A 13,468-nucleotide genomic window follows, 5' to 3' on the forward strand; every position below is an offset into this window, starting at 1 on the left:
AACAGTATCCTGGCTCGGGGTACTGCCAAGCTTCGCGCTTCGCCGCTACGATAAGCCATGGCGCTGTTCGAACTCACCCTTGTCCTGCTTCTGATCGCCGTCGCGCTGACGGCGCTGTCGCGACGTCTGGAGGTTCCCTATCCGTCGCTGCTGGCGCTTGCGGGCGTTGGGCTGGCCTTCGTGCCGGGCGCGCCGACGATCGAGATCGATCCCGAACTGGCGCTTGCGCTGTTCATCGCGCCGGTGCTTCTCGATGCCGCCTATGACACGTCGCTGCGCGACCTGAAGCGCTATCGGCTGTCGCTGGCGCTTTTGGCGCTTGGCGCTGTCGTCTTCACCACGGTGGTCGTTGCCTTTGTCGGCTGGAAGATGGCCGGCCTGCCGATCGCGGCGGCGATCGCGCTCGGCGCCATCGTCGCGCCGCCTGATGCGGTCGCGGCAAGTGCTGTGCTCAACCAGTTCAAGGTGCCGCACCGTCTCACCGCGATCCTGCAGGGCGAAAGCCTGCTCAACGACGCCACGGCGCTGTTGATCTACCGGATATCGGTTGCGGCGGCAGTCGGCACCCTCATGCTGAAGGACGCAGTGCCCGTCATCCTGCTTGCAACGGTCGGCAGCGTCGTCGCCGGCTATCTGTTCGGCCGAGTGTCGCTGCTCACGCTGACGCGCATCGAGGATGCGGCAAGCAGCACCGTGGTGCAGTTCGCTGGAACCTTCGCCGTCTGGATCATTGCCGACAAGCTGGGCCTCTCCGCCATCATCACCATCGTCGTCTATGCCATCACCATCGCGCGCACCGCGCCGCGCCGGATGTCGGCGAGGCGCCGCGTCAGCACCTATTCGGTCTGGGAGTCGGCCGTGTTCGTGCTCAATGTGCTGGCTTTCGTGCTGATGGGCCTGCAGGCCCGGTCGATCGTCGGGCGGCTCTCCGGCGACGGCCAAGGCGAGGCCTTTCTCTTCGCCGCAACGGTGCTGGCCGCCGTCATCGTGGCGCGTCTCGTCTGGGTGATGGGGTACGTTGCGGTGATAAGGCAGTTCACGCGTTTCGACGACGAAGGGCAGAAGCGGGATGCGCCGACATTTCGCGGCGCGGTGCTGGTCGGCTGGTGCGGCATGCGCGGGCTGGTTACGCTGGTGGTCGCGATCGCGTTGCCGGCAGACTTCCCCGGCCGCGACCCGATCGTGCTTGCCGCCTTTGCGGTCGTCCTCGGAACGCTCGTGCTGCAGGGCATGAGCCTGAAGCCGCTGCTGCGTTGGCTCAATTTCGACCGGGATACGACGATCGATCGCGAGGTAGCCGAGGCGCGCGTCGCCATCATGCAGGCCGCGCTCGACGTGCTGAACCGCAAGACCTCGGCCGCTGCCGCGGTCGTGCGCGAACAGTACGAGGCTCAACGCCGGGTCGCCGAAAATCCCGACGACGCGCAAGCCGCAACGGAATACGACCGGCTGCGCCTCTACGCCATCAAGCGGCAGCGCGACAGGCTGGAGGAGCTGCGCGGCAACGGCACGATCGGCGACGAGGCCTATCATCGGTTGGAAGAGGAGATCGACTGGTCGGAACTGGCGGCGTCGCCTGCCGGAAGCTTCCAGCCGCTGACGACTTACTAGAGCGCCGGTTCGCCGATTTCCATTGGACTATTTCCCCTTGCCCTGGCGGTCCATTGCAACACTGCCGGCTGGGCGCTACTGCGATCACCAGAAGTGAGCCGGTTAATCAATGAAGCTGATCAGCTACAACATCCAGTACGGCTACGGCAGCGACGGGCGCTACGATCTCACGCGAGCCGCCAGGCTGATGGACGGCGCCGACATCATCGCGCTGCAGGAGGTCGAGCGGCATTGGCAGCGCAGCAATGAGGACGACCAGCCCGAGATCCTGTCCAGGCTGCTGCCCGACTATTACTGGGCCTACGGCCCCGCCTTCGACATGGACGCCAGCGAGAAGCGGGATGGCCGCATCGTCAACCGCCGTCGGCAATTCGGCACGATGGTGCTGTCGAAGCTGCCGATCGCCTGGTCGCGGCTGCACACGCTGCCGCTGCGGCGCACGGCAAGACCGCTCAACACCCGCAACGCGGCGCTGGAATGCATGATCCGCACGCCGGCCGGACCGGTGCGGGTGCTCTCGCTGCATCTGGCGCATATCGCGGCCGAAGAGCGGCTGGAGCAGATCGATTACTTGCTCGCCGAGCATCGCCGCGCGCCATCGGACGGCGGTCCCTGGAGCGGCGTCGACGACGAGCCGCAGCGCAACTGGTCGAACGGCCAGACGGAACCGGAAAATCCGTTGGCGGCGATCTGGCTGGGCGACTTCAACATGGAGCCGGGCAGCGCCGAACACGGCCGTATCGTCGGCTCGACGCCCTATCACCGCGGTGCCGCTTATATCGACGGATTTGTCGATGCCGCGGCGGTTGCCGGCGAGTCCGGGCCGGGCTTCCATACGCACGAAAAGATCATCGACGGCAGGCTGGCGAAACGACGGCTCGACCATTGCTTCATCGGCGGCGGGCTGGCCGATCGTGTGCGTTCGATCCGGGCCGATGTCGGCGAGGTCGCCTCGGATCATTTTCCGCTCAGGATCGATATCGATCTCGAAACGCCTTTCGGCTCGACAAGATCCATGAAACCGGGGTCGATGAAACCGACATGACGCTGTTCGTCTTCCTCGCCGTGCTTTCGGCGGCCGCCATGCACGCGATCTGGAACGCGCTGGTCAAGGTGCATCTCGACCGCTTCATGTCGATCACGCTGATGACGCTCGGCATGGGCTTTGCAGCACTCTTCGCGCTGCCTTTCGTCGAGGTTCCCAAGGCCGAAGTCTGGCCCTACATCATTGCCTCGGTGATCTTCCACATCGGCTACCGGACCTTCCTGGTCGGCGCCTACAAGGCAGGCGATTTTGCCCAGACCTATCCGCTGGCGCGCGGCACCGCGCCACTGCTCTCGGCGCTTGGCGGCATCTTCGTGGTCGGCGAAGTCCCGGCGCCGTTCGCCATTTTCGGCATACTGCTGTTGTCGGCCGGCACGCTGGTCATGTCGTTCCGGGGCGGTGCGCATCTGGAGAAGCTCAATCTGCGCGCGGTCGGCTTTGCGCTCGGCACGTCGATCTTCATCGCCAGCTACACGCTCTCCGACGGCAGCGGCGCGCGGCTGGCGGCAACCGCGCAGAGCTATGCCGCCTGGCTGTTCGTCTGCGATGCGTCGTCGGCGCTGCTCCTGTGCATGGTCTTCCGCGGGCCGCGATCACTGCCTGTGCTGGCGCGTGACTGGAAGGCCGGATTGTTCACCGGCGTGCTCAGCGGCGCGGCCTATTGGATCGTGATGTGGGCGATGACCAAGGCGCCGATCGCCTCGGTCGCGTCGCTGCGCGAGACCTCGATCCTGTTCGCCATGCTGATCTCGGTGCTGGCGCTGGGCGAGAAAATGACGGTCTGGCGGGCGGCCGCGGCGCTCGGCATCGTTGCCGGCGTCGCAGCGCTCCGACTCGGATAGGGCGGTTCGTCGCCGAGCCTGACCGTTCACACTTTTCCTGGAACGGCCCCAACCTCATGGTCCAACACGGTCATCACCTGGCCGCGCTTCTCAGGGCTGAAGCGGATGACCACGATGATGCAGACAGCGACCACGCCGGCGAACAAGGCCAGCGCATAGCCGTAGCTGCCGCCGGGAGCCTCGGCGATGCCGGCCTGGTAGGGGCCGCCATAGGATGCCGCCAGATTGCCGGCCTGGTAGATGAAACCGGGCAAGGTCGCGCGCACCGCGCCTGGCGAGAGCTCGTTGAGATGCACCGGAATGACGCCCCAGGCGCCCTGCACCGCCACCTGCATGACGAAGGCGCCGACCGCCAGCATGAAGGGTGTGGTCGAATAGGCCCATAGCGGCAGCGCCGGCAGGGCGATCACACAGGCGAGCGTGATGGCATTGATGCGGCCGATCTTCTCGGACAGCGCGCCGAAGGCCAGTCCGCCGACGATGGCGCCGATGTTGGCGACGATGGTGATCCAGCTCACCGTGTGCGGGTCAAAGCCATGCTGCTTCTTCAGGAAGGTCGGATAGAGGTCCTGCGTGCCATGGCTGAAGAAGTTGAAGAACATCATCAGCACCACGGCATAGAGTGCGATGCCCCAGTGCTTTTGCAGCGTCTCGAGCAATCCTGGCTTCACATGCTGGCGAGCCTCGAGGAAGGCTGGCGATTCCGGCACATGCGAGCGGATGAAGAGCACGATCAGCGCCGGTATGAAGCTCAGGAGGAACATGGCACGCCAGCCGAAGGTGAAGTCGCCGATCTTCTGGCCGTAGAGCAGACCGTAGACCACCGCGGCCAGCAGATAGCCGGCCGGATAACCGCATTGCAGGATGCCCGAGACCATGCCTCGCGCGCTCGGCGGAATGGATTCCATGGCAAGCGAGCTGCCCAGGCCCCATTCGCCGCCCATGGCGATGCCGAACAGGGCACGCAGCGCCAGGAATATGCCGAGGTTCGGCGAGAAGGCGGCCAACGCGCCGATCACCGAATAGCTGACGATGTTCAGCATCAGAATCGGCTTGCGGCCATATCTGTCGGCAAGCATGCCGAAGAAGAACGCACCGATGAAGCGCGTCGCCAGTGTCAGGAACAGTGCTTTGGAGACCGCCGGCACGTCGGTCTGGAACTCAGCGGCAATATCGGTGAGCAGGAAAGTCAGAAGGAAGAAATCAAAAGCGTCGAGCGTCCAGCCGAGGAACGATGCGGTTACGGTTTTCTTCTGTTCGGTGGTGAGGTTCAAGGCGGTCCTCCTTTGTATCCCCCAAAGGAACGATATGTTTCATAGGGTGCAAAAGAGAACGGGACAGCCGCCGGTTTTAAGCCGGCGAGCGGTCACATTTGCGTCACCTCGAGATCAATGACCATCAGCCCGTCGGTGCCGCCCTTGAGCGCGGCGACCAACCGCGCGCCGGCGCGCTGATGCGCCTCGTGAACGAGATAGGCGTCGCGGGTCGCGGCATCGTCAAAGTCGATGGTGAAGCCGTGGCCGAAGCCGCGCGCGAACGGCTCCGGGCTGACATTGGCGCTGAACTCCACCTTGCCCATGCCGTCGACGACGGTGCGCAACGCTTCGAGATCGGCATGGATCGCCGCGCGCTCGGTTGCAGGAACGTCGTCGCGAAAGCGGAAGAAGACGCAATGCCGGATCATCATTTGTTCCTCAAGCCGCCTGGTTGCCCTTGAACACGGCCGGCGGCAACGGCTCGCGGCCGAGGATGAGGTCGGCGCCCTTTTCACCGACCATGATCGTCGGCGCATTGGTATTGGAGGAGGGGACGCGCGGCATCACCGAAGCGTCGCAGACGCGCAGGCCCTCGATGCCGCGCAGCCTGAGATCCGGCGTCACCACGGCCATCGCATCATGGCCCATGCGGCAGGTGCCGACCGGATGGTGGTCGGTCTTGGAGGTGCGGCAGGCATAGTCGAAGAGATCGGTGTCGCTTTGCAGGTTCGGCCCTGGCAGAACCTCGCGCAGCACATAGGGCTGCAGCGCTTTCTGCCGCATGATGTCGCGCGCCAGCCTGAGCCCCTTGATCGACATGTCGCGATCATAGGGGTCGGACCAGTAGTTCGGATCGATCAGCGGATGGTCGGCCGGGTCGGCGCTTTTCAGCCGCACGGTGCCGCGCGAGCGCGGGCGCAGGAAGGCGGAGTTCAGCGTCACGCCAGGGTTCTTCAGCTTCTCGACGCCGGCCTCGATGCCGGAGCCGAGACCGAGGTGGAACTGGATGTCGGGCGAGGCGGCGGTCGGATCGGCGTACCAGAAGCCGCCGGTCTCGAAGAGGCTCGAGGCGACGGGACCCTTCTTAAGCAGCAGATACTGAAGGCCCGCCCACATGGTGCGGTGCAGCTTGGCGTAATTGTCGTAGGTGTGGTCGCCGGTGCATTCGGCGATGACGAACAGGTCGAGATGGTCCTGCATGTTGGAGCCGACGCCGGGCAGGTCATGCACCGGCGTGACGCCAACCGACTTCAAATGGTCGGCCGGGCCGATGCCGGACTGCATGAGGAGCTTCGGCGAGCCGATGGCGCCGGAAGAGACGATCACCTCGCGTTCAGCGCGCAGGACGGTCTTTTCGCCGCCCGGTTTGTCGACGACCTCGACGCCGATCGCGCGGCCCTTCTCGACGACGACGCGGGTGACCAGCACATCGGTCCTGACGGTCAGGTTCTTGCGGGCGCCGATCGGCTTCAGATAGGCAACGGAGGCCGATGAGCGCCGCGCATTCTTTTGGGTCAGCTGATAGTAGCCGACACCTTCCTGGCTCGCGCCATTGAAGTCCGGATTGAAGGGTATGCCCATTTCCTGGCCGGCGCGGAAATAGGCCTCGCAGATCGGCAGCGGCGAGATCGGGTTCGACACCCCGAGCGGACCCTGGTCGCCATGGAAATCGTTGGCGAAGCGCTGGTTGTTCTCGGCGCGCTTGAAATAGGGCAGCACGTCGCGATAGCCCCAGCCGGTCAGCCCCTCTTCCTTCTCCCAGGCGTCGTAGTCGCGGGCGTTGCCGCGCGTATAGATCTGGGCGTTGATCGACGAACCGCCGCCGACGACCTTGGCCTGCGTGTACCAGAAGACGCGATCCTTCATGTGCTTCTGCGGCACGGTCGACCAGCCCCAGGAGGCGATGCCCTTGGTCATCTTGGCGAAGCCCGCCGGCATGTGGATATAGGGATGCCAGTCCTTGCCGCCGGCTTCGAGGAGCAAAACGGAATTGGACGGATCCTCGCTCAGCCGGTTGGCGAGAACGCAGCCGGCCGGCCCGGCGCCAACGATGATGTAGTCAGCCATGGTTCCTCACAAGCGCGGCACGGAGAGCGCGCCGTCGACATCGATGACCGATCCGGTCGAAAAGCCGAATTTGCCGGAGGCGAGCGCGGCAACGACAGCGCCGATGTCGCCGGCCTCGCCCCAGCGTTTGGCCGGCACCAGGCCACCCTCGATGAGCGCGTCATATTTGGCGGAAACGCCCGCCGTCATGTCGGTGCGGATGATGCCCGGCCGCACCTCGAACACGCCGATCGCTTCAGCGGCAAGCCGCAGCGCCAGGTTCTTCACCCACATCGAAAGCCCGGCCTTGGAGATGCAGTAGTCGGGTCGTTCCGGCGACGCCATGGCGGCGCTGACCGAGGTGATGGTGATGATCGACCTGGCTGAACCGGCAGGCGTTGCCAGCATGGCCTTGGCGACGGCCTGGCTAAGGAAAACCGTGCCGCGCAGGTTGATGTTCAGGGCGCGGTCGAAATTCTCCGGCCTCAGCTCCAGCAGATCGCCGCGCACCACGGCGCCGACGCCGGCATTGTTGACGAGGCAATCGATGCGCCCGAAGGTGTCCATGGCCGCTTCGACCAGTTTCGAATGGCCGGCGAGATCGGCGATGTCGCATTGGGCGTAGGCGAATTTCGCACCGCGCCCGGCGATCTTCTCGGCCAGCCCGTGTGCAGATTTTTCGGCAAGGTCGGCGACAAGGATGTCGAATCCGGCATCGGCCAATGCCTCTGCACAAGCGAGCCCGATGCCGCGCGCGCCGCCGGTGACGATGGCTGCGGGGCGGCTCATGCGGCAAGCTTCGTCTTGCGGATATGATCGGCAACGCGCAGCGCCTGGGCCACGATCGACAGCGCTGGGTTGACCGCGGCCGATGTCGGCAGGAAGCCGCCGTCGACGACGTAGAGGTTGCGGTGGTCATAGGCGCGGCAGAATGGATCGAGCGGCGACGTTGCCGGGTCGTTGCCCATCTTCACCGTGCCGCATTGGTGCGAGGGCGTGCGCTTGTCGAAGGGCCGCGACAGCACGATCGGATAGCCGCAGGCGCGAAGGTTCTCGCGCATGACCTTGCTCAGGCCTTCCAGCGACTGCATGTTGGAGCGGCGCCATTGCATGACGATCTCCTTGCCGTCGACCAGGATGCGGCTTTCGGGATCGGGCAGGTCCTCGCACATCAGGTACCAGTCGACCGCGTGGCCGGCCATGTAGTCGAGCGCGAATTTCGGCATCGTCTTCACATTGGCCTTGAGCATGTTGCCGTCGATCTTGCCGAGCAGCTGCACGTTGCCGAGCGGCTTGCCGCCCTTGCCGTCGGACAGGTAGTAGTCGTTGAGCATCAGCGTCTTCTGGTAGACGCTGTCGTTGCGGCGGCGCGGGTCGATCGCTAGCATCGCCGCCGAATTGTGGTTCATGAAATTGCGCCCGACCTGGTCGGAGCTGTTGGCAAGGCCCTTGCCCGTCGCGGAAGGCGAGCGCAGCAGGATGGCGGCCGAGTTGATCGCGCCGGCCGACAGGATGACGAGCTTCGGCGACAGTGTCTTCTGCGAACCGTTCTGTGTGTAGTGGATGGCGGTGATCGACTTGCCGTCCGGCGAGGTTTCGAGCCAGTCGACATGCGCGCCGGTTTCGAGGCGGATGTCAGGATTCTTCAGCGCCGCGGTCAGCGGGCCGGTCTGGGCGTCGATCTTGCCCTGGCCGGTGTTGGGGAACGCGTCCCAGCCGGTCTTGCCTTCCTTCAGCCAGGTCTCGATGTCGACGCCGAGCGGCAGCGACGCGGGATGCAGTCCAAGGCCCTTCAACTCGGCGCGGGCGCGCGCGATCGGCGGCTCGTCCGGCACCGGCTTGAAGGCGTAGGGAAGCGAATGGAACGGTTCGGTCGGGTCCTCGCCGAGCGTGCCGCGCACGCGAAAAAGCTGCTCGGCCTTGGAGTACCAGGGCTCGAACTCGTCATAGGAAAACGGCCATGCCGGCGAGACGCCGCCGAAATGCTCGAGCTCGGAGAAATCCTCCTTGCGGTAGCGGATCAGGACCGCGCCGAAGAACTTCGAATTGCCGCCGACATAGTAGTAGTTGCCGGGGTTGAAGGCAGCGCCGCCAGCCTCGCGCCACATCTCCTTCGGCCGGTAGTGCTCGTCGATGAAGATGGATCGCGTCGAGCGTGCATGCGGCGTCGCGGGCAGCGGCTCGCCGCGCTCCAGGATCAGGATCGAGGCGCCGCTGCCGGCCAAGCCGGAGGCGATCGTGGCACCGCCGATGCCGGAGCCGATGATGACGATATCCGGGTTTGTCATAGTCTAAGGATCTTTGTTTCGATGCATGTCGTCGCCCCAAAACCGGAGCCACTTTTGGGCGACATGCATCAGAGGATGCGCTTCTCGGTCGCCGGGTCGAAGAACACAGCCTTGCTGAGGTTGAAGGCCAAGGGCGTGCTGGTGCCGGGCTGGATCTTGGCATCGGCCCTGAGCCGCGCCACCACGCCCTTGCCGCCAAGATTGGTGACCGCGAAAGTGTCCGATCCCGCCGGCTCGACCACTTCGATGTGGCAGTCGGCGGTGGCAATGCTGGAGCCGTTGCGCTCGGCACCCTCCGGATCGGTCAGCGCTTCGGGTCGGACGCCGAAGATCACTGGCTTGTCCTTGAAAGCCGCAAGGCCGGCGGGCGCGCCGGGCATCGGCAGCACGATCGGCTGGCGCGCCTCGCGGTCGAGCACCACGGAAAGCCCGCTGCCATTGCCGTCGATCTTGGCTGGGATCAGGTTCATCGCCGGCGAGCCCATGAAGTCGGCGACGAAGATGTTGGTCGGGTTGTTGTAGATCTCGGCCGGCGTGCCGAACTGCTGCACCTCGCCGTCGCGCATGACGGCGATCTTGGTCGCCAGCGTCATCGCCTCGATCTGGTCGTGCGTGACATAGACGATCGTCGTGCCGGTCGTGGCGTGCAGGCGCTTGATCTCGATGCGCATGTCGACGCGCAGCTTGGCGTCGAGATTGGAGAGCGGCTCGTCGAACAGGAAGAGTTTCGGGTCGCGCACCAGCGCGCGGCCCATGGCGACGCGCTGGCGCTGGCCGCCGGAAAGCTGGCTGGGCTTGCGGTTGAGGAGGTGGCCGATCTGCAGGATCTTGGCCACCTTGTCGATCGCCGCCTGGCGCTGTGCCGCAGGCACGCCGCGCATCTCCATGCCGAAGGCGATGTTGCCGGCAACCGTCATGTTCGGATAGAGCGCGTAGCTCTGGAACACCATGGCGATGTCGCGCTTCGAAGGATGCAGGTCGTTGATCGCGCGGCCCTCGACGCGGATCTCGCCCTCGGTGATCTGCTCCAGCCCGGCGATGGTGTTGAGCAGCGTGGACTTGCCGCAGCCGGACGGGCCGACCAGGACGAGGAAGCCGCCCTTTTCGAGCTCGACATTGATGCCCTTCAGGATCTCGACATTCCCGAAGCGCTTCTTCAGCCCATCAATTTCCAGAAAAGCCATGGTCGTTCCTTCAGAAAATAGGGTCAGCCCTTGACCGCGCCGGCCATCAGCCCGCGCACGAAATAGCGGCCGGCGACGACATAGACGATCAGGGTGGGGAGGGCGGCGATCATCGCCGCCGCCATGTTGACGTTGTATTCGACGACGCCGGTCGAGGTGTTGACGACATTGTTCAGCGCCACCGTCATCGGCATCACGTCGCCGGTGCCGGCATAGGCGGAAGCGAACAGGAAGTCGTTCCAGATGTTGGTGAACTGGTAGATGACGGTGACGACGAAGATCGGCATCGAGTTCGGCAGCATGATGCGGCGGAAAATCTGGAAGAAGGAGGCGCCGTCGACCTGCGCGGCCTTGACCAGCTCGGTCGGGAAGGCCTCGTAATAGTTGCGGAAGAACAAGGTGGTGAAGCCGAGGCCGTAGACCACGTGAACGAAGGCCAGGTTCACCGTCGAATTGCCGAGGCCGAAGTTGAAACCCGTCGCGTTCTGCAGGGTGACGCCGAAGCGGCCGAGACTGCCGAGGATGGTTGCCATCGGCAGCAGCACCGACTGGAACGGGATGAAGCAGGCGAACAGCATCATCGCGAAGACCAGCGTGTGGCCGCGGAAGCGCCATTTGGTCAGCACATAGCCGTTCAAGGCGCCGAGCAGCGTCGAGATCAGCACCGCCGGGACCACCATCTTGATGGAGTTCCAGAAGTAGCCCTTGATGCCGGCGCAGGTGAGACCGACGCAGGTCTCGCCCCAGGCCTTGAACCACGGCTCGATGGTCGGCGATTGCGGCAGCGACAGCATGTTGCCGTTCTGGATCTCGTCCATGGTCTTGAACGAGGTGACCAGCATGACGAAGAGCGGCATCAGGTAGAAGATCGCGAACAGCGCGAGCAGGCTGTAGATGACGATGCGGTTGATCGTCCTGGCGCTCATGCCGCTCGAAGCCGGACGGGCAGGCGAGGTGACAGCGCTCATCGCGGCTTCTCCCTGAGCTCGGAATAGAGATAAGGCACGATGATCGCGGTCAGCGTCATCAGCATGATCACCGCACTCGCCGAGCCGACCGCCATTTCGTTACGCTTGAAGGTGAACTCATACATGAAGTTGGACGGCAGCCAGGCCGAGCCGCCGGGGCCGCCGCTGGTCAGCGCGACGACCAAGTCATAGGACTTGATGGCGAGGTGCGCGAGCACGATGAAGGCCGAGAGAAACACGGGCCGCAGCAGCGGAATGACGATGCGGCGGTAAAGCTGGAAGGTGGAAGCGCCGTCGATCTGCGCCGCCTTCATGATCTCGCCGTCGATGCCGCGCAAACCGGCCAGGAACATCGCCATGATGAAGCCCGAGGCCTGCCAGACGCCGGCGATCACCACCGTGTAGATGACGAAATCCTTGTTCTTGATCCAATCGAAGTGGAAGCTCGTCCAGCCCCATTGGTGCAGCGTCTGCTCGAGGCCGAGGCCGGGGTCGAGGAACCATTTCCAGGCGACGCCGGTGACGATGAAGGAGAGTGCCATCGGGTAGAGATAGATCGGCCTCAAGACACCTTCGCCGCGGATCTTCTGGTCGAGCAGGATGGCCAGGAACAGGCCGAGCGCCAGGCAGATACCGATATAGAGGAAGCCGAAAATGCCCATATTGGTAATCGAGGTGTACCAGCTCGACGGCGGGTCGCTCTCGAAGGTCCAGCGCCATAACCGCTGATAGGCGCGGGGGCCGGTGATGTCATAGGACGGGAAGGTCTTGGAATTGGTGAAGGACAGATAGATCGTCCAAAGGATGAAGCCATAGACGAAGACGATCGTCGCTGCGAAGCTCGGCGCCAATACGATCTTCGGCAGCAGGTCCTGCAGCCGCGACCGGACCGATGCGCCGGGACGGGCGTCGTGCTCCGGTGTCAGCTTGATCTGGGTTTCGGCAACTGTGCTCATCGGCTCGTCCAGTACCGGTTGGTCGGAGACGGCCCGGCGCTAAAACGCACCAGGGTCTTTCCCACACCTTTTTGTCGACAGGAGACCTCCCCCGCCGAAGCAGGGGAGACCTGAGTTCAAGCGAAGCTTACTTGGCGTCGTCGATCGCCTTGACCAGCTCGGTCACGGCTTCGTCGGAGGTCTTGATCTGACCATGGACGAACTTCGACACGACATCCTTGTAGGCGTTGGCGACGGCCGGCGGGGCGCCGTAGCCCTGCGCCAGCGAGCCGAACAGCGTGCCGCCTTCATTGGCCTTCTTCAGGTCGGCGATGCCCTTCTTGCCGCAAGCGTCGAAGTCGGTGTCCGGCACGTCGGTACGGGCCGGGACCGAACCCTTCACCACGTTGAAGGCCGACTGGAAGCTCTTCGAGAGCGTTGCGGTGGCCAGAGCGACCTGGGCGGCCTTGCGGTCGTCCGGAACGTTGAACATGCCGAACATATCGGAGTTGTAGATCACCGAGCCGTCGGTGCCGGGGAAGCGGTAGCAGAGGAAGTCGGTGCCCGGGGTCTTGTTGGCGGCGTGGAACTCGCCCTTGGCCCAGTCGCCCATGACCTGAACCAGCGCGTCGCCCTTGATGACCATCGCGGTGGCGAGGTTCCAGTCGCGGCCCGAGAAGTTCGGGTCGACATAGGTGACGAGCTTGGCGAGATTGTCGAACGACTTCTTCATCGTGTCGGACTTGAGCGACGCGTCATCAAGGTCGTTCATCGCCTTCTTGTAGAATTCCGGCCCGCCGGTCGACAGCACGACGGAGTCGAACATGGTGGCTTCCTGCCAGTTCTGGCCGCCCAGAGCGAGCGGGGTGACGCCGGCAGCCTTGGCCTTGTCGAGCAGAGCGATGAAGTCGTCGAAGGTCTTCGGCTCGGTGCCGCCGATCTTGTCCATCACCGCCTTGTTGATCCACAGCCAGTTGACGGAGTGGACGTTGACCGGAGCAGCAACCCACTTGCCGTCATAGACGGAGAACTTCTGCAGGGCGGCCGGAACCGACTTGTCCCAGCCTTCCTTCTTGGCGGTCTCGGTCAGGTCGCCCATGACCCCGGCGGCGGCATAGTCGAGCACGGTGTAGCCGAGCATCTGCGAGGCGGTCGGGTAGTTGCCGGCCGCGACCATCGCCTTCAGCGCGGTCATGGCGGCGTCGCCGCCGCCGCCGGCCACCGGCACGTCTTTCCAGGCATAGCCTTCCTTGGCCAGATCCTGCTTCAGCACGTTCAGAGCAGCCGCTTCGC

12 protein-coding genes are annotated in these 13,468 nt (G+C 64.4%); 3 read left to right on the top strand and 9 right to left on the bottom strand.

Annotation, left to right across the window (positions count from 1 at the left end):
- Window positions 1-57 precede the first annotated feature (57 nt).
- The 3 genes from FJ471_RS20000 to FJ471_RS20010 all read left to right on the top strand — a co-directional run bounded on the left by FJ471_RS20000 (window position 58) and on the right by FJ471_RS20010 (window position 3,498).
- Window positions 58-1,611, top strand: a complete 1,554-nt coding sequence (locus FJ471_RS20000; protein ID WP_140806097.1) for a sodium:proton antiporter — start codon at window positions 58-60, stop codon at window positions 1,609-1,611.
- 109 nt (window positions 1,612-1,720) lie between these two features.
- The gene (locus tag FJ471_RS20005; protein WP_140806099.1) at window positions 1,721-2,656 is read left to right on the top strand and encodes an endonuclease/exonuclease/phosphatase family protein; all 936 of its coding nucleotides are present in this window, start codon (window positions 1,721-1,723) and stop codon (window positions 2,654-2,656) included.
- On the top strand, window positions 2,653-3,498 hold the full coding sequence (locus FJ471_RS20010; RefSeq protein WP_140806101.1) for an EamA family transporter: 846 nt from the start codon (window positions 2,653-2,655) through the stop codon (window positions 3,496-3,498). Before FJ471_RS20005 ends, FJ471_RS20010 begins: the two co-directional genes overlap by 4 nt.
- A 26-nt stretch (window positions 3,499-3,524) precedes the next feature.
- Here FJ471_RS20010 and FJ471_RS20015 read toward each other — a convergent pair whose 3' ends face one another.
- The 9 genes from FJ471_RS20015 to FJ471_RS20055 form a co-directional block, all read right to left on the bottom strand.
- Window positions 3,525-4,772 (bottom strand): MFS transporter, encoded by a 1,248-nt coding sequence (locus FJ471_RS20015; RefSeq protein WP_140806103.1) that lies wholly within the window; start codon window positions 4,770-4,772, stop codon window positions 3,525-3,527.
- Window positions 4,773-4,864: 92 nt separating this feature from the next.
- The gene (locus FJ471_RS20020) at window positions 4,865-5,182 is read right to left on the bottom strand and encodes a Dabb family protein (RefSeq protein ID WP_140806121.1); all 318 of its coding nucleotides are present in this window, start codon (window positions 5,180-5,182) and stop codon (window positions 4,865-4,867) included.
- Window positions 5,183-5,192: 10 nt separating this feature from the next.
- A complete protein-coding gene (locus tag FJ471_RS20025; protein ID WP_140806105.1) occupies window positions 5,193-6,821 on the bottom strand; it encodes a choline dehydrogenase in 1,629 nt (542 codons plus the stop codon).
- A gap of 6 nt (window positions 6,822-6,827) precedes the next feature.
- Window positions 6,828-7,589: a 3-ketoacyl-ACP reductase gene (locus FJ471_RS20030; protein ID WP_140806107.1), complete on the bottom strand. Its 762-nt coding sequence runs from the start codon at window positions 7,587-7,589 to the stop codon at window positions 6,828-6,830.
- The gene (locus FJ471_RS20035) at window positions 7,586-9,088 is read right to left on the bottom strand and encodes a GMC family oxidoreductase (RefSeq protein WP_140806109.1); all 1,503 of its coding nucleotides are present in this window, start codon (window positions 9,086-9,088) and stop codon (window positions 7,586-7,588) included. Before FJ471_RS20035 ends, FJ471_RS20030 begins: the two co-directional genes overlap by 4 nt.
- Window positions 9,089-9,156: 68 nt before the next feature.
- Window positions 9,157-10,272 (bottom strand): ABC transporter ATP-binding protein, encoded by a 1,116-nt coding sequence (locus tag FJ471_RS20040; protein ID WP_140806111.1) that lies wholly within the window; start codon window positions 10,270-10,272, stop codon window positions 9,157-9,159.
- 23 nt (window positions 10,273-10,295) lie between these two features.
- Window positions 10,296-11,240, bottom strand: coding sequence for a carbohydrate ABC transporter permease (locus FJ471_RS20045; RefSeq protein WP_140806113.1), 945 nt, complete (start codon window positions 11,238-11,240; stop codon window positions 10,296-10,298).
- The gene (locus FJ471_RS20050) at window positions 11,237-12,196 is read right to left on the bottom strand and encodes a sugar ABC transporter permease (RefSeq protein ID WP_140806115.1); all 960 of its coding nucleotides are present in this window, start codon (window positions 12,194-12,196) and stop codon (window positions 11,237-11,239) included. The genes FJ471_RS20045 and FJ471_RS20050 overlap by 4 nt, the downstream gene beginning before the upstream one ends.
- 127 nt (window positions 12,197-12,323) lie before the next feature.
- Window positions 12,324-13,468 (bottom strand): ABC transporter substrate-binding protein (locus FJ471_RS20055; protein WP_140806117.1); only part of this gene is annotated, 1,145 nt, incomplete at its 5' end.

The organism is Mesorhizobium sp. B2-7-1 (assembly GCF_006440735.1).
Classification (GTDB): domain Bacteria; phylum Pseudomonadota; class Alphaproteobacteria; order Rhizobiales; family Rhizobiaceae; genus Mesorhizobium.